We start from the raw sequence: 17,276 nt of genomic DNA on the forward strand, positions 1-17,276 counted from the left end.
TATTTATTGGAATAAGGACATAGCGCATCTCCAGTGCCCTGAAGCCCATGCGTTGCGGGCATTAGGCGGGTTTATGCAAATAATGTTTTGTAGAGAATGTAACGAACATAGTTGCGGCTAAATGATAATTGATATCGTTTGAGGGGGTTTTGTAACTGTTTATCGGGATGTCAGTCGGGAAGTTGTCTTACTTGCACGTTACTGCAAGTAGCGACGGCGCCCGTTTTAGCGGATTTTTCTGACGGTTGTACCGCTCTGGATCAATGTTTTCTCCGAACGACACCGATCCCTGTAGGAGCTGCCGAAGGCTGCGATCTTTTGATCCTGCTTTTGATTCTGAAAAAACAAAGTCAAAAGATCGCAGCCTTCGGCAGCTCCTACAGGGGAGGGTATGTTTCCGGGCGCAAAAAAAACGCCCCGAACCAGTCGGGGCGTCAGTTTTGCGACTCTGCGGTTAGCTTTCTATACGATCCGCAAAGGCCGTTTGCTCAGCGAAGCCGAATCAGTGGAACTGTTCTTCTTCGGTCGAACCGGTCAGCGCGGTGACCGACGACGAGCCACCTTGAATCACAGTGGTCATGTCGTCGAAGTAGCCGGTGCCCACTTCCTGCTGGTGAGCCACGAAGGTGTAACCCTTGGCGGCGTCAGCGAATTCCTGCTCCTGCAGCTTCACGTAGGCAGTCATGTCGTTGCGGGCGTAGTCGTGCGCCAGGTTGAACATGCTGTGCCACATGTTGTGAATGCCGGCCAGGGTGATGAACTGGTGCTTGTAACCCATGGCGGACAGTTCGCGCTGGAACTTGGCGATGGTCGCGTCGTCGAGGTTTTTCTTCCAGTTGAAGGAAGGCGAGCAGTTGTACGACAGCAGTTGGTCCGGGTATTCCTTTTTGATCGCTTCGGCGAAGCGGCGAGCTTCGTCCAGATCCGGCTTGGCGGTTTCGCACCAGATCAGGTCGGCGTACGGCGCGTAAGCCAGACCACGGGCGATGGCTTGATCGAGACCGGCACGAACCTTGTAGAAACCTTCCTGGGTGCGCTCGCCAGTCACGAACGGCTGGTCGTACGGGTCGCAATCGGAAGTCAGCAGGTCAGCAGCGTTAGCGTCAGTGCGAGCCAGAATGATGGTCGGAGTGCCGGCAACGTCGGCAGCCAGACGTGCAGCGGTCAGCTTCTGTACGGCTTCCTGAGTAGGAACCAGTACTTTACCGCCCATGTGACCGCATTTTTTCACGGAAGCCAGTTGGTCTTCGAAGTGAACGCCGGCGGCGCCTGCTTCGATCATGCTCTTCATCAGCTCGTAGGCGTTCAGCACGCCGCCGAAACCGGCTTCAGCGTCAGCCACGATTGGCGCGAAGTAGTCGATGTAGCCGTCGTCGCCCGGGTTCTTGCCGGCTTTCCACTGGATCTGGTCAGCACGACGGAACGAGTTGTTGATGCGCTTGACCACGGTTGGAACCGAATCCACCGGGTACAGCGACTGGTCCGGGTACATGGATTCAGCGGAGTTGTTGTCCGCAGCCACTTGCCAGCCCGACAGGTAGATCGCCTGGATACCGGCTTTAACCTGCTGAACAGCCTGGCCGCCGGTCAGGGCGCCCATGCAGTTGACGAAGTCTTTCTCAGGACGGAAGGAGGGCTTGGCACCCTGGGTGACCAGGTTCCACAGCTTCTCGGCGCCCATTTTTGCAAAGGTGTGCTCAGGTTGAACCGAGCCACGCAGACGGACGACGTCAGCAGCGGAGTAAGTGCGTGTCACGCCTTTCCAGCGCGGGTTTTCAGCCCAGTCTTTTTCGAGGGCTGCAATTTGCTGTTCGCGTGTCAGTGCCATGGAGATAAACCTCGTCGCGTCTTTATGAAAAGTTGTTCTGCGGTGGAAAATTCCTGCGCTCGCTGACCAGAAGCTTAGGTGCTCAAGTCGGATTCGGCGGGGTAGGCGACGGGATGAACGATGGGCTCGAGGGGAAGTGAGCAGGTAGTGGCGCACTGCAGGGCGCATTCGGGCGTCGTGGGCCTTTATACGGTCTACAGCGTGAAGCCGGGTTACCTAAATACGCTTCCGTCCCTCGGGACAACTTCGTTCCAGTCGGCAACCTCGTCAAACACACCTTGTGGGCGGTACAGACACGAAACGGTTCGCGGGGTAGGTGCGAACATCGCTTCGAAGGCCCTTTCCAGGGCCCCTGATTAGCGGGAGCGAGGCCATCATGCCTTCGCTTTTTTACCCCGTCAAACGTTTTGTAGTGCTTTTTTTCAAGCACTACATCTTTCGTCTAATACGACTAATCAGTCAGTTTTCGGTGCTTTAGTCCAAGGCGTCGACTTTCACCCGTAAGGTCATGTCATCCCGGCCTTGAGTCGAGTAGCTGCGGGTCAGACCCTGTTTGTCGGCTTGGGTTTGGCGATTTACGCCGGCAAGAGTGATCCACTCGCCGAGGCGGCCGCTGACAGTTGTGTCGGTGCTTTGCACGTTCACTACATCGGGACGCTCCTGGCTCATGCGGTCACGGTTGGTGCTGATCGCCAGGTGAACGGTGTCACCGGTGACGCTGGCGGTGACATAGAAACCCTGGGTGACGTTGCGGTATTGGGTCTGGCTGCTGTAATCGCCGTAAGAATTTGTCTGGCTGCTGGTGATCGGCACACTTTGCCCGACCTGAATCAGCGCCGGCATGCCATCGGTGGCCTGCACCTGCTGCACGCCGCCCTCACGGCTGGCGGTGCTGCGGCTGATGATGCGGGCCTGGTTTGGCTGGGCGCCGTTGACTGAATAACCTTCGTCGCCACGGCCATTGTTTTCGTTGGTGTCGACGGTAATCAGCAAGCGCTTGGGCGCTGTATCCAGCTGCGTGATCAGCGCCTTGAGTTCCTGAATCTTGCCCGGCTCGGCCTTGATGATCAGTTGGTTGCCGTAGGCGCTGACCTGCCCGTCCTTGCCGAGGAAGTCTTGCGCCATTGGCAGCATATCAGCGCTGGTGCGGTAATTGAGGGGCACGATTTCTGTGGCTGCCATCACCGAAAAACTGCAACCGAGCAGCAGGGTGGTGAGCAGGGTGCGTAGGGACATGTCCGTTATCTCCGCTTTCGAAAGGCTTGATATTGCCAGTTTGTCGGCCTTGGGTGGGGCAAGTTGAATCGTAGACAGCAAAACGCCCCGGCATCCGAAAATGGCGGGGCGTTTTGTGGTGTGCTGGCGGGCCTCTTCGCGAGCAGGCTCGCTCCCACAGTAGATCTCCAGCGGACACAAATTGTGCGTCAGGCACAGATCCCCTGTGGGAGCGAGCCTGCTCGCGAAGGCCGCGCCGCGGTCTTAAGCCGAATGCCGAACCATATCGACATGCGGAATCCCTGCTTCCAGGAATTCTTCACTGACCAGGCTGAAACCCAGGCGCTCATAGAACGCCGTAGCCTGCACCTGGGCGCTGAGCATCTGCTGCTTCAAGCCACGTTCTTCCGCTTCAGCAATCACCGCTTGCATCAGCGCATCACCGACCTTCATGCCGCGCCAGTCTTTCAGCACCGAAACCCGGCCGATGTGCCCATCAGGCAGCAAGCGCGCAGTGCCGATCGGAAAGTCGCCTTCAAATGCCAGAAAATGCACGGCGGTCGCGTCGTCCGCGTCCCATTCCAGCTCAGGTGGCACCGATTGCTCGGCGATGAACACCGTTTCACGAATGCGCCGGATCTCGGCGATGTCCTTCTGCCAGTCTGCGACACGAACGCGAATCTTATTCATCGGCGAACCCCAGGCTACCTTGCTTGACCAGTTGGCACAGCAGGCTGCAACCGTCTTCGTCGTTCAGCCACTCACCGAGGTTGTCGGTGTGCAGGGCGTCAGCGGCGCAGATCAGCTTCAGCAGTTCGCGCAGCTTGCCCGGCAGGTAACGGCTCTGACCGCTGGCGAACAGCAGCAGGTCGTCATCGACTTCTGACCAGGCCAAGCGCGCGCTCGGGTTGCGGATCAGCACCGCGCCGTCCTGCAGAGCGGCGAGGAAGTCTTCTTCTTCGATTTCTTCCGGGCCGACCACCAGTTCCGGGTAGCGCGGCTCGGTCATGTACTGGCCGAACCAGGTCAGCAGCAGGCGCTCGTCGCTCATGTGCTCGGCGAGCAGGGCTTTCAGGCGATCCAGTGCATCGTGCTGGATCTGGTGTGGATCGGCTGCAGGCTGCGCGTCGGCGTCGGTGTAGCGCTCTTCGTCAGTCAGGAACTGGCTGAGGAAATCGGTGAAGTGCGTCAGCACTTCGGAAGCGCTTGGTGCGCGGAAACCGACCGAGTAGGTCATGCAGTTGTCGACGGCGACACCGCAGTGGGCCAGACGTGGCGGCAGGTAGAGCATGTCGCCCGGCTCCAGCACCCACTCTTCGGTCTCGTGGAATTCAGCGAGGATGCGCAGGTCCGCGTGTTGCAGCAGCGGGCTCTCGGAATCGCACATCTGGCCGATTTTCCAGTTGCGCTTGCCGTGGCCTTGCAGCAGGAACACGTCGTAGTTGTCGAAGTGCGGACCGACGCTGCCACCCGGGGCGGCGAAGCTGATCATCACGTCATCGACGCGCCAGCTCGGCAGGAAGCGGAAGTTTTCCAGCAGTTCGCTGACTTCCGGGACGAATTGGTCAACCGCTTGAACCAGCAAGGTCCACTCTTTTTCCGGCAGTTTGCTGAATTCGTCTTCAGCGAACGGGCCGCGACGCAGTTCCCATGGACGCTCGCCGTGCTCGATGACCAAGCGCGATTCGACTTCTTCTTCCAGGGCCAGGCCGGCCAGTTCGTCGGCGTCGATCGGGCTTTCGAAGTCAGGAATCGCCTGACGGATCAGCAGTGGCTTTTTCTGCCAGTAGTCGCGCAGGAATTCGCGTGCTGTGAGGCCGCCCAGAAGTTGAAGAGGAATATCGGAATTCATATGTAACCTATTGAAAAAAAGCACTTTTCAGACGGGAATAAAAACGCCCGGCGCGGCCGGGCGTCTCAAACGGATCAAGCGGTCGATCAGATGCGTTTGGCTTGCGCTACAGCGTTACCGATGTAGTTGGCCGGGGTCAGTTGCTTGAGCTCGGCTTTCGCTTCGGCAGGCATGTCCAGGCCGTCGATGAAAGTCTGCAGTGCTTCAGGGCTGATGCCCTTGCCGCGGGTCAGTTCTTTCAGCTTCTCGTACGGGTTTTCGATGTTGTAACGGCGCATCACGGTCTGGATCGGCTCAGCCAGGACTTCCCAGCAAGCGTCGAGGTCAGCGGCAATCTTCTGCTCGTTGAGCTCCAGTTTGCTGATGCCTTTGAGGCTGGCTTCGTAGGCGATCACGCTGTGGGCGAAGCCGACACCGAGGTTGCGCAGTACGGTGGAGTCGGTCAGGTCGCGCTGCCAGCGGGAGATCGGCAGTTTGCTCGCCAGGTGCTGGAACAGTGCGTTGGCGATGCCCAGGTTGCCTTCGGAGTTTTCGAAGTCGATCGGGTTGACCTTGTGCGGCATGGTCGACGAACCGATTTCGCCAGCGATGGTGCGCTGCTTGAAATAACCCAGGGAGATGTAGCCCCAGATGTCACGGTCGAAGTCGATCAGGATGGTGTTGAAGCGCGCGATCGCGTCGAACAGCTCGGCGATGTAGTCGTGCGGTTCGATCTGCGTGGTGTACGGGTTGAAGCCCAGGCCCAGCTCGTCTTCGATGAAGGCGCGGGCGTTGGCTTCCCAGTCGATCTGCGGGTAGGCCGACAGGTGCGCGTTGTAGTTGCCGACAGCGCCGTTGATCTTGCCCAGCAGCGGCACGGCAGCGACTTGAGCGATCTGACGCTCGAGACGGTAAACCACGTTCGCCAGCTCTTTACCCAAAGTGGTCGGGGAGGCCGGTTGACCATGGGTGCGCGACAGCATCGGCACGTCAGCGAAACGGATGGCCAGTTCGCGAATGGCGTTGGCGGTCTGGCGCATCAGCGGCAGCATCACGTCGTCACGGCCTTCGCGCAGCATCAGGGCGTGGGACAGGTTGTTGATGTCTTCGCTGGTGCAGGCAAAGTGGATGAACTCGCTGACCTTGGCCAGCTCCGGCAGCTTGGCCGCCTGCTCTTTGAGCAGGTATTCGATCGCTTTGACGTCGTGGTTGGTGGTGCGCTCGATCTCTTTGACGCGCTCGGCGTGCTCCAGAGAGAAGTTTTCAGCCAGTTCATTGAGAACGGCGTTGGCCTCGGCGGAGAAGGCTGGCACTTCCGGGATGCCAGCGTGGGCGGCCAGACGCTGGAGCCAGCGCACTTCAACCAGAACACGGGCACGGATCAGGCCGTACTCGCTGAAAATCGGGCGCAGGGCCTGGGTTTTGCCGGCGTAGCGGCCGTCAACAGGGGAAACCGCAGTGAGCGAAGAAAGCTGCATGGGGTGTTCTCGGACAGTCGGGCAACGAAATGGGGCGCGTATCATACATGAAAAAATCCGCCGGTCCGTTGCCAACTGACCGGCGTATTACGCGTTACAGACTACAAAGCTTTTATTACGCGGCGTTTTACTCGCTGCGCATCAACGGATACAGCTCTTTGAGCAGCTTGCGCCGGCTGATCACCAGCTGCCAGCGATGGCCGCCGAGCTGCCGCCACAGCCGCGCCGAACGAATCCCGGCGAGCAACAGGGCGCGGATCTTCGAGGCATTGCTCGGTTGCTGCAGGTTGCGCATGTCGCCGTGCACCTGAATGCGTTGGCGCAAGGTGCTCAGGGTGTCCTGATACAGCGCGCCGCAAGCCGCGACGACGTTCTCGTGGGCCGGGCCGAAGTGCTCGACCTGCGACTGGATCTGCGGCAAACGCTTGCCGATGATGTCGAGCATGTCGTCACGTTTGGCCAGTTGACGCTCAAGACCGAGCATCGACAGGGCATAACGCAACGGCTCGCGCTGCAATGTGCTCGGATCGCGCTCGAGGGCGCCGATCAGTGCGCGGTAACCTTCGCGCAAATTGATGTCGTCGCCGCCGTAGACGTCCAGCGTGTCCTTCGGGTCGCGCACCAGCAGACTACCGAGCATGCAGCTCAGGCCGGCCTCGTTGGTCTGGCCGGTCTTGGCGATCCGGTCGACCAGCACGGCGGCGAGAAACACGCCGCCCAGCGCCGTCAGTTGCTCCTGAGTCGGGCTCATGCCTGGCCGCTCCACGGCTCGGCGACTTCAATCACGCCGCCACCGAGGCAGATTTCACCGTCGTAAAACACCACCGACTGGCCCGGCGTGACCGCACGTTGCGGTTCGTCGAACACGGCGCGGTAGCCGGTCGCGGTTTTTTCCAGGGTGCAGGCCTGATCGCTCTGGCGATAACGCACTTTGGCGGTCAGGCGCAGTGGCTGGCTCAGGTCGATCGGGTTGACCCAATAGATTTCCGAAGCGAGCAGGGCGCTGGAGAACAGCCACGGGTGGTTGTTGCCCTGGCCGACGATCAGTTCGTTGGTGTCCAGGTCCTTGCGCAGCACATACCACGGCTCATCGCCGGCGTCTTTCAAGCCGCCGATGCCGAGGCCCTGGCGCTGACCGATGGTGTGGTACATCAAGCCGTGGTGGCGGCCGATGACTTCGCCTTCGGTGGTCTTGATCTCACCGGGTTGCGCCGGCAGGTATTGCTTGAGGAAGTCGCTGAAACGCCGCTCGCCGATAAAGCAGATCCCGGTGGAATCCTTCTTCTTGGCGGTGGCCAGCTCGTATTTTTCGGCAATCGCGCGAACTTCCGGCTTTTCCAGTTCGCCGACCGGGAACAGGGTCTTGGCGATCTGTTCGCCGCCAACGGCGTGCAGGAAGTAGCTCTGATCCTTGTTCGGATCGAGGCCCTTGAGCAGTTCGGTGCGGCCATCGATGTCGCGGCGGCGCACGTAGTGGCCGGTGGCGATCAGGTCGGCGCCGAGCATCATGGCGTAGTCGAGGAACGCCTTGAACTTGATCTCGCGGTTGCAAAGGATGTCCGGGTTCGGCGTGCGGCCGGCCTTGTATTCGGCGAGGAAGTGCTCGAACACGTTGTCCCAGTACTCGGCGGCGAAGTTGGCGGTGTGCAGCTTGATGCCGATCTTGTCGCAGACAGCCTGAGCATCCGCCAGGTCGTCCATGGCGGTGCAGTATTCCGTTCCGTCGTCTTCTTCCCAGTTCTTCATGAACAGGCCTTCCACTTCATAACCCTGCTCGATCAGCAGGAGAGCGGAAACGGAAGAGTCCACGCCGCCGGACATGCCGACAATGACGCGCTTCTTGGATGTGTCAGAAGGGGCTGGATCACGCATAGGGATTCAATGAGTGTCTTGAAAAAGGACGCGATTCTAGCAGGCTCGCGGCCTCAAGGCTAAAGAGAAGGGCGGATCAGTTCGAGGCTGAAGTGATGACCGGCCAGATAATCGTCGATGCAACGGATGATCAGCTCGCTGCGCCAGTTGTCGCGCTGGGCCATTAATTCGTCGCGGGTCAGCCACTTGGCGCCGACGATGCCGTCATCGAGTTGGTAATCGGGGTGGTGTTGCACGGCTTTGGCGCTGAAGCACACGCGCTGGTAGGTCACCCCGTTGCTCGGCGCGGTGTACAGGTAAATGCCGATCACGCCGGTAGGTTCGACGTCCCAGCCGGTTTCTTCGAGGGTTTCGCGCACGGCGGCATCGATCAGGGTTTCGTCCGGGTCGAGATGGCCGGCGGGCTGGTTGAGCACGTTACGCCCGGCCTTGTGCTCTTCGACCATCAAGAAGCGACCGTTGTCTTCGACGATGGTGGCGACGGTGATGTGGGGGAGCCATTCCATAAAACCTTCCTCAATCTATTGGTTGAAACCCAGTCCCCTGTGGGAGCTGGCAAGCCAGCTCCCAAAGGGTTTTGTGGTGATCATAAAACCCGGAAACACAAACCCCGGCACAGGGCCGGGGTTTGTTTACCGCGCTACAACCTTAAACCAGCGCAGCAATCGCCGCGTTGAGGGTTGCGCTTGGGCGCATGGCCTTGCTGATCAGCTCGGCATTGGCGTGGTAGTAACCGCCGATGTCGACTGGCTTGCCCTGAACGGCGTTGAGCTCGGCAACGATGGTTGCTTCGTTCTCGGTCAGGGTTTTGGCCAGGGTCGCGAACTGCGCTTGCAGTGCAGCGTCTTCGGTCTGGGCGGCCAGGGCCTGAGCCCAGTACATCGCCAGGTAGAAGTGGCTGCCGCGGTTGTCGATGTTGCCGACTTTGCGCGATGGCGACTTGTTGTTGTCGAGGAACTGGCCAGTGGCCTGATCCAGGGTTTTTGACAGCACCAGGGCTTTCGGGTTGTTGTAGTTCACACCCAAATGCTCAAGGGACGCTGCCAGTGCGAGGAACTCGCCCAGCGAATCCCAGCGCAGGAAGTTCTCTTCAACCAGTTGCTGCACGTGCTTCGGAGCCGAACCGCCGGCGCCGGTTTCGAACAGGCCACCGCCGTTCATCAGCGGCACGATCGACAGCATCTTGGCGCTGGTGCCCAGTTCCATGATCGGGAACAGGTCGGTCAGGTAGTCGCGCAGGACGTTGCCGGTCACCGAAATGGTGTCCTTGCCTTCGCGGGTGCGCTGCAGGGTGAACTTCATGGCGTCGACCGGGGCCATGATCTGGATGTCCAGACCGGCAGTGTCGTGATCCTTCAGGTAAGCCTGAACTTTCTCGATCACCACGCCATCGTGAGCGCGCATCGGGTCCAGCCAGAAGATCGCTGGGGTGCTGCTGGCGCGAGCTCGGTTGACGGCCAGTTTGACCCAATCCTGGATCGGCGCATCTTTGGTCTGGCACATGCGGAAGATGTCGCCGGCTTCAACAGCCTGTTCCATCAGCAGCTTGCCCTTGCTGTCGGTGACGCGAACCACGCCGTCAGCCTTGATCTGGAAGGTCTTGTCGTGCGAGCCGTACTCTTCGGCTTTCTTCGCCATCAGGCCAACGTTTGGCACGCTGCCCATGGTGGTCGGGTCGAAAGCGCCATTGGCTTTGCAATCTTCGATCACAGCCTGGTAGATGGTCGCGTAGCAACGATCCGGGATCACAGCCTTGGTGTCGTGCAACTGACCGTCGGTGCCCCACATCTTGCCGGAGTCACGGATCATTGCCGGCATCGAGGCGTCGACGATCACGTCGCTCGGCACGTGCAGGTTGGTGATGCCTTTGTCGGAGTTGACCATCGCCAGCGAAGGGCGAGCGGCGTAGACGGCGGTCATGTCAGCTTCGATCTGCGCTTGCTGCTCGGCCGGCAGGGCCTTGATGCGTGCGTACAGATCGCCGATGCCGTTGTTCAGGTTGAAGCCGATCTCGGCCAGCACGTCAGCGTGCTTGGTCAGCGCGTCTTTATAGAACTCGGCAACGATCTGGCCGAACATGATCGGGTCGGAGACCTTCATCATGGTCGCTTTCAGGTGAACCGAAAGCAGCACGCCCTGGGCCTTGGCGCTTTCGATTTCAGCAGCGATGAACGCGCGCAGGGCGTTTTTGCTCATCACGGCGCAGTCGAGGATCTCGCCGGCCTGAACGGTGGTTTTTTCTTTCAGAACGGTAGCGGTACCGTCCTTGGCGATCAGCTCGATCTTCACGGCATCAGCGGCGTCGATCAGGGCAGCTTTTTCGCTGCCGTAGAAATCGCCGGTGCTCATGTGAGCGACGTGGGACTTGGAGTCTTTGGCCCAGGCGCCCATTTTGTGCGGGTGCTTGCGCGCGTAGTTCTTGACCGACAGCGGAGCGCGACGGTCGGAGTTGCCTTCACGCAGAACCGGGTTCACGGCGCTGCCCTTGACCTTGTCGTAACGCGCCTTGGCGTCTTTGTCGGCGTCGCTGGTCACGGTTTCCGGGTAGTCCGGCAGGTTGTAACCCTGAGCTTGCAGCTCTTTGATCGCGGCTTGCAGCTGTGGCACCGAAGCGCTGATGTTCGGCAGCTTGATGATGTTGGCTTCAGGCGTAACGGCCAGGTCGCCCAGTTCGGCGAGGTGGTCGGCTACGGCTTTGTCGCCCAGTTGCTCGGGGAAGCTGGCCAGAATACGTGCTGCAAGAGAGATATCGCGGGTTTCCACGGCGATATCGGCCGAGGCGGTGTAAGCCTCGATGATCGGCAGCAGGGAATAGGTGGCGAGGGCTGGAGCTTCGTCGGTGAAGGTATAGATGATCTTCGAGCGGGTGGGCATATTCGGATTAACTCTCTCTTCTTTGCTAAAGCGTGCGCAGAAACTCGAGGGGCGCCGGGTAAGCGCGTTCGTTCAAAGTCATCCATGAACCGAATGTCGAGATTCTTCGCGGTGATGTTGGGTGCATCAGTAGAGCGTCAAGCAGTCGGACTGCGGTAACAACCCGACCAATCAGGCGGAAAGTCTCGTGCTAGAGAGGCCAGCCGTCGTGACCCTGTGGTCAGCGGGCGGCATTATACATAGGTAGCTGGCAATCTGCCGATGGTTCATATGCAACGATTCTCGTCCATTGGTCTAAAGGTCGCAGGGCGGGGTGGGGCGTAGAGTCGTCGCGAATGCTTGAGTTTGGCGCTTTTCCCTTTGCTTTCAGGCTTGTACGAAACGAGATGTAGGCGCGCCACGAACAGAGGGTTTGCGTGTTGATTTAACTGGGTTACGCTCGAACCAAGCCAGATGTTCAATCCAAACAATGGAGTTCAGCATGGGTTACAAGAAGATTCAGGTTCCAGCCGTCGGCGACAAAATCACCGTCAATGCAGACCATTCTCTCAATGTTCCTGATAACCCGATCATCCCCTTCATCGAAGGTGACGGCATTGGTGTCGACATCAGCCCGGTGATGATCAAGGTTGTCGATGCTGCAGTTCAAAAGGCATACGGCGGTAAACGCAAGATTTCCTGGATGGAAGTCTACGCCGGGGAAAAAGCCACTCAGGTTTATGATCAGGACACCTGGCTGCCTCAGGAAACCCTGGACGCAGTCAAGGATTACGTGGTTTCCATCAAAGGCCCGCTGACCACCCCGGTCGGTGGCGGCATCCGCTCGCTGAACGTGGCCCTGCGTCAGCAACTCGACCTGTACGTCTGCCTGCGCCCGGTGCGCTGGTTCGAAGGCGTGCCGAGCCCGGTGAAAAAGCCTGGCGACGTCGACATGACCATTTTCCGCGAGAACTCCGAAGACATTTATGCGGGCATTGAGTGGAAGGCCGGCTCGCCGGAAGCCACCAAGGTCATCAAGTTCCTTAAAGAAGAAATGGGCGTCACCAAGATCCGTTTCGACGAAAACTGCGGCATCGGCGTCAAGCCGGTTTCGCTCGAAGGCACCAAGCGTCTGGCGCGCAAGGCCCTGCAATATGTGGTCGATAACGACCGCGATTCGCTGACCATCGTGCACAAAGGCAACATCATGAAGTTCACCGAAGGTGCCTTCAAGGAATGGGCCTACGAAGTGGCCGCTGAAGAATTCGGCGCGACCCTGCTCGACGGCGGCCCGTGGATGCAGTTCAAAAACCCGAAAACCGGCAAGAACGTTGTGGTCAAAGACGCCATCGCTGACGCCATGCTTCAGCAGATCCTGCTGCGCCCGGCCGAATACGATGTGATCGCGACCCTGAACCTGAACGGCGACTACCTTTCTGATGCCCTGGCGGCGGAAGTGGGCGGTATCGGTATTGCGCCGGGTGCCAACCTGTCCGACACCGTGGCGATGTTCGAAGCGACCCACGGTACCGCGCCGAAGTACGCCGGCAAGGATCAGGTCAACCCGGGTTCGCTGATTCTCTCGGCCGAGATGATGCTGCGCCACATGGGCTGGACGGAAGCGGCGGATCTGATCATCAAAGGCACCAACGGCGCCATTGGTGCCAAGACCGTGACCTATGACTTCGAGCGTCTGATGGATGGGGCCAAGCTGGTTTCGTCTTCGGGTTTTGGGGATGCGTTGATTTCGCATATGTAAAAGCGCGGGCACATAAAAACCGCCTGACTCTTCAGTGAGTCAGGCGGTTTTTTATTGCTTGGGATATTCAGGTGAAAATCAGTCAACTCATTGCTTTGGCGTTTGCGGCTGCGGCAGCCGCGCCGACAGCAGCACTCTCGGCTGGACTGGATGGTTCGGTGATGACGTTTGTGATTTTTACGGCATGCAGCCCCTTGGGGCCTTGAACAATATCGAAAACCACGGTTTGTCCGGCCTTGAGGGTTTTATATCCGTCCATCTCAATCGCGGAGTAGTGCGCAAAGAAATCAATCTCTTTGCCATCCTCATCGCGGCCTTCACGGGTGTCGGTATTGATAAAGCCGAACCCCTTGGCATTGTTGAACCATTTCACCTTGCCGACAGCCATGCTCAAATCCCTCTGCAACAGACTCCATCGCTGGAGTATCATCCAATTCATCCGCAATCTTATTCGTGAAAAGAATTGACTCCGCGGATCTTTTTTACCCACTGTGGGCTCTATTGGTTGTAACACCGTTTTCCCGATAGTCAAGGTGACCGGGCAGTCGGAGTTGAAAACGTGGACAACCGCCCCCACCACTGTATTTGCACAACTGACGAACCTTTCTTTCCATGCATGCAATCAGCCAGATTCGACTAACATTCAATCAGGATCGCCCGCTTCTCCAAAAGGATCTTCCACAGGAGCACGACGACGATTCGGCAGGCGTTGCTGTTCAGGAAGCAAAGCCTGCGTTACAGGCGCCGCCGATGTACAAGGTGGTTTTGTTCAACGATGACTACACACCGATGGATTTCGTCGTCGAAGTGCTCGAGGTGTTTTTTAACCTGAATCGCGAGCTGGCGACCAAGGTCATGCTGGCCGTCCATACAGAAGGGCGGGCAGTATGTGGAGTGTTTACCCGCGACATCGCCGAGACAAAGGCCATGCAGGTCAACCAGTACGCCAGGGAAAGCCAGCATCCGCTACTCTGTGAAATCGAGAAGGACGGTTAATCGCCGACCACTTGGGTATGAGGTGAAGCTATGTTAAACCGCGAGCTCGAAGTCACCCTCAATCTAGCCTTCAAAGAGGCTCGTTCGAAACGTCATGAATTCATGACCGTCGAACACCTTTTGCTGGCCCTATTGGACAATGAGGCTGCCGCCACCGTTTTGCGTGCCTGTGGCGCAAACCTCGACAAACTCAAGCATGACCTGCAGGAGTTCATCGACTCCACCACGCCATTGATCCCCGTTCATGACGAAGATCGCGAAACCCAGCCAACCCTGGGCTTCCAGCGTGTACTGCAACGTGCTGTTTTCCACGTACAGAGCTCGGGCAAACGCGAAGTGACTGGCGCTAACGTGCTGGTCGCAATCTTCAGTGAGCAAGAGAGTCAGGCAGTGTTCCTGCTGAAACAGCAGAGCGTTGCGCGCATCGATGTCGTCAATTACATCGCTCATGGCATTTCCAAAGTGCCGGGGCATGGCGATCACTCTGAAGGTGAACAAGATATGCAGGACGACGAGGGCGGTGAGTCTTCTTCTTCAGGCAATCCTCTGGATGCTTATGCCAGCAACCTCAACGAACTCGCGCGCCAGGGTCGCATCGACCCGTTGGTCGGCCGTGAATCGGAAGTCGAGCGTGTCGCGCAGATTCTCGCGCGTCGGCGCAAAAACAATCCGCTGCTGGTTGGTGAAGCAGGCGTGGGTAAAACCGCGATTGCCGAAGGTCTGGCCAAGCGCATTGTCGACAACCAGGTGCCGGACCTGCTGGCCAACAGCGTTGTCTACTCGCTCGACCTTGGTGCTTTGCTCGCGGGCACCAAGTATCGCGGTGATTTCGAGAAGCGCTTCAAGGCGCTGCTCAATGAACTGAAAAAACGTCCGCAGGCGATCCTGTTCATCGACGAAATCCACACCATCATCGGTGCCGGCGCTGCGTCCGGTGGCGTGATGGATGCTTCGAACCTGCTCAAACCGCTGCTGTCGTCTGGCGACATTCGCTGCATCGGCTCGACCACGTTCCAGGAGTTCCGCGGCATCTTCGAGAAGGATCGTGCCTTGGCGCGTCGCTTCCAGAAGGTCGATGTCGTCGAGCCGTCGGTGGAAGACACCATCGGCATCCTGCGCGGCCTGAAAGGGCGTTTCGAGCAGCACCACAATATCGAATACAGCGATGAGTCGTTGCGCGCCGCTGCTGAGCTGGCGTCGCGTTACATCAACGACCGGCATATGCCGGACAAGGCCATCGACGTAATTGACGAGGCGGGTGCCTACCAGCGTCTGCAACCGGTCGAAATGCGCGTCAAGCGTATCGAAGTGCCGCAGGTCGAAGACATCGTGGCGAAAATCGCTCGGATTCCGCCGAAGCACGTCACCAGTTCCGATAAAGAGCTGCTGCGTAACCTGGAGCGTGACCTGAAACTGACGGTGTTTGGTCAGGACGCGGCGATCGATTCGCTGTCGACCGCGATCAAGCTTTCGCGCGCCGGGCTTAAATCGCCTGACAAGCCAGTCGGTTCGTTCCTGTTCGCAGGTCCCACCGGTGTCGGTAAAACCGAGGCTGCGCGGCAATTGGCCAAGGCCTTGGGGATTGAACTGGTTCGCTTCGATATGTCCGAGTACATGGAGCGTCATACCGTATCGCGTCTGATCGGTGCGCCTCCAGGCTACGTCGGTTTCGACCAGGGCGGTCTGTTGACCGAAGCAATCACCAAGCAGCCGCATTGCGTGCTACTGCTCGATGAAATCGAGAAGGCGCATCCCGAAGTTTTCAACCTGCTGTTGCAAGTGATGGACCACGGTACGCTGACCGACAACAACGGGCGCAAGGCGGACTTCCGCAATGTGATCGTGATCATGACCACCAACGCCGGTGCCGAAACGGCGGCGCGTGCTTCGATCGGCTTTACCCATCAGGACCACTCGTCTGATGCGATGGAAGTGATCAAGAAGAGCTTCACGCCGGAGTTCCGTAACCGTCTGGACACCATTATCCAGTTTGGTCGCCTCAGTCATGAGGTCATCAAAAGTGTGGTGGACAAGTTCCTTACCGAGCTTCAGGCGCAGTTGGAAGACAAGCGTGTGCTGCTTGAGGTCACTGATGCTGCACGTAGTTGGCTGGCGGCGGGTGGTTACGACTCGGCGATGGGCGCACGTCCGATGGCGCGTTTGATCCAGGACAAGATCAAGCGTCCGCTGGCGGAGGAGATTCTGTTTGGCGAGCTGGCCGAGCATGGCGGTGTGGTGCACATCGACATCAAGGATGGTGAGTTGACGTTTGACTTCGAGACCACGGCTGAGATGGCCTGACGGCTTGATGTTGATTGGGAAGGCGCCTTCGGGCGCCTTTTTTGTTGTCTGGTGTTTTTGGGTTTTGGGTGTATATCCGTTGCTGCGGTGATGGCTGCTTGGGGTTCCGCCCTTTCGGCGCGTCACTTTTTCCAGGGACGCCGAAAAAGTAACCAAAAAGGCTTGCTCCTACGTGCGGCCCGCTCGCTGGGGCTCGGGGTTCCTTCGCTCCGGGATCGATCCGGGCGCAGCGCCTACGGTTTGCTTCGCTGCACCTCCTCTCGCTGTGTTTGGCTTCGCCAAACGGTCGCTGCGCTCCCACCCCCGGATCAATCCCTCCGCTCAGCCTTCCGACGTCGCCCGTGGATCAAGATCAAAAGCTGCAGCCGAGCTAACGCTCATCCTGTTGAGTGGTGAAGAGCATGCGGTCGGCTTTTGTTCGGTGTTGGATTCACCCCTCACCCCAGCCCTCTCCCCGAGGAGAGGGAGCCGATTTGTGGGCTTTTCAGAATCTGAGTTCGACTCGATATCGCATGTCGGCGTAGCTCTCCCAAACGCCCTGGTCAGTCCCCTCTGCATCCGGGAGTGGAGGGAGAGGGGCCGATTTGTGTGTTTTTCAAAACCTGAGTTCAACGCGGTATCGCATGTCGGCGTACCTCTCCCAAACACCCCGGTCAGTCCCCTCTACATCCGGGAGTGGAGGGAGAGGGGCCGATTTGTGTGCTTTTCAAAGCCTCAGTTCGACGCGGTATCGCACGTCGGCGTAGTTCTCCCAAACAACTCGGTCAGTCCCCTCTCCCTCTGGGAGAGGGCTAGGGTGAGGGGCTTTTGATCTGGCTTTTGATCTTGCTTCGGTTCTTGATCTTTTGCCCCTTCGGCAGGCCGAGCGGAGGTGTTCATCCGGGGGTAGGCGCGCAGCGCCGTGCGGCGAAGCCGCATTCATCGAGAGGAGGTGCAGCGAAGCAAACCGTAGGCGATGCCCCCGAATGGACACCGTAGCGAGGGAACACTGAGCCTCAGCGAAGTGCCGTACGCTGGGGCAAAGCCTTTTGGGTTACCTTTTCGGCGTTTGGAAAAGGTGACTCGCTGTAAGAGCCATCCCTTTCAAGGTCTTTTCGTTTTGGCAGCCTTGATTACCCGGTCCGTTGAAACATGCGCATGCAC

Annotated in this window: 13 protein-coding genes; 3 read left to right on the top strand and 10 right to left on the bottom strand. The window is 58.7% G+C overall.

Features of this window, described 5'->3' with window-relative positions:
• Window positions 1–502 precede the first annotated feature (502 nt).
• From aceA to M9827_RS26280, 9 genes are all read right to left on the bottom strand, one after another.
• On the bottom strand, window positions 503–1,828 hold the full coding sequence (gene aceA, locus M9827_RS26240) for an isocitrate lyase (protein WP_093434273.1): 1,326 nt from the start codon (window positions 1,826–1,828) through the stop codon (window positions 503–505).
• 474 nt (window positions 1,829–2,302) lie between these two features.
• Entirely contained in the window at window positions 2,303–3,064 is a 762-nt protein-coding gene (locus M9827_RS26245) for a secretin N-terminal domain-containing protein (RefSeq protein ID WP_250608078.1), read from the bottom strand.
• A 243-nt stretch (window positions 3,065–3,307) separates the two neighbouring features.
• Window positions 3,308–3,733 (bottom strand): GNAT family N-acetyltransferase, encoded by a 426-nt coding sequence (locus M9827_RS26250; protein ID WP_034155132.1) that lies wholly within the window; start codon window positions 3,731–3,733, stop codon window positions 3,308–3,310.
• A complete protein-coding gene (locus M9827_RS26255) occupies window positions 3,726–4,895 on the bottom strand; it encodes a ribosomal protein uL16 3-hydroxylase (RefSeq protein ID WP_123450774.1) in 1,170 nt (389 codons plus the stop codon). The genes M9827_RS26250 and M9827_RS26255 overlap by 8 nt, the downstream gene beginning before the upstream one ends.
• An 86-nt stretch (window positions 4,896–4,981) precedes the next feature.
• Window positions 4,982–6,352 (bottom strand): adenylosuccinate lyase, encoded by a 1,371-nt coding sequence (gene purB / locus M9827_RS26260; protein ID WP_003223822.1) that lies wholly within the window; start codon window positions 6,350–6,352, stop codon window positions 4,982–4,984.
• Between the two features lie 127 nt (window positions 6,353–6,479).
• Complete coding sequence (gene hflD, locus M9827_RS26265; protein WP_122600567.1) at window positions 6,480–7,103, bottom strand: high frequency lysogenization protein HflD; 624 nt, start codon at window positions 7,101–7,103, stop codon at window positions 6,480–6,482.
• Window positions 7,100–8,224: a tRNA 2-thiouridine(34) synthase MnmA gene (gene mnmA / locus M9827_RS26270; RefSeq protein ID WP_007951446.1), complete on the bottom strand. Its 1,125-nt coding sequence runs from the start codon at window positions 8,222–8,224 to the stop codon at window positions 7,100–7,102. The genes hflD and mnmA overlap by 4 nt, the downstream gene beginning before the upstream one ends.
• 59 nt (window positions 8,225–8,283) lie before the next feature.
• Complete coding sequence (locus M9827_RS26275; protein WP_093434285.1) at window positions 8,284–8,730, bottom strand: NUDIX hydrolase; 447 nt, start codon at window positions 8,728–8,730, stop codon at window positions 8,284–8,286.
• 142 nt (window positions 8,731–8,872) lie between these two features.
• On the bottom strand, window positions 8,873–11,098 hold the full coding sequence (locus M9827_RS26280) for an NADP-dependent isocitrate dehydrogenase (protein ID WP_250608080.1): 2,226 nt from the start codon (window positions 11,096–11,098) through the stop codon (window positions 8,873–8,875).
• A gap of 481 nt (window positions 11,099–11,579) precedes the next feature.
• On the opposite strand from M9827_RS26280, the gene icd reads away from it, so the two are divergent.
• Window positions 11,580–12,836 (top strand): NADP-dependent isocitrate dehydrogenase, encoded by a 1,257-nt coding sequence (gene icd / locus M9827_RS26285; RefSeq protein ID WP_034155137.1) that lies wholly within the window; start codon window positions 11,580–11,582, stop codon window positions 12,834–12,836.
• 82 nt (window positions 12,837–12,918) lie between these two features.
• Here icd and M9827_RS27795 read toward each other — a convergent pair whose 3' ends face one another.
• Window positions 12,919–13,224: a cold shock domain-containing protein gene (locus M9827_RS27795; RefSeq protein WP_284677002.1), complete on the bottom strand. Its 306-nt coding sequence runs from the start codon at window positions 13,222–13,224 to the stop codon at window positions 12,919–12,921.
• Window positions 13,225–13,448: 224 nt separating this feature from the next.
• Between M9827_RS27795 and clpS the strand changes: the two genes are divergently transcribed.
• Complete coding sequence (gene clpS / locus M9827_RS26295) at window positions 13,449–13,832, top strand: ATP-dependent Clp protease adapter ClpS (RefSeq protein WP_011334948.1); 384 nt, start codon at window positions 13,449–13,451, stop codon at window positions 13,830–13,832.
• A gap of 30 nt (window positions 13,833–13,862) precedes the next feature.
• On the top strand, window positions 13,863–16,133 hold the full coding sequence (gene clpA / locus M9827_RS26300; protein ID WP_007964841.1) for an ATP-dependent Clp protease ATP-binding subunit ClpA: 2,271 nt from the start codon (window positions 13,863–13,865) through the stop codon (window positions 16,131–16,133).
• Window positions 16,134–17,276: the final 1,143 nt, after the last annotated feature.

The organism is Pseudomonas sp. AKS31, from assembly GCF_023634765.1.
In the GTDB taxonomy this organism is placed as follows: domain Bacteria; phylum Pseudomonadota; class Gammaproteobacteria; order Pseudomonadales; family Pseudomonadaceae; genus Aquipseudomonas.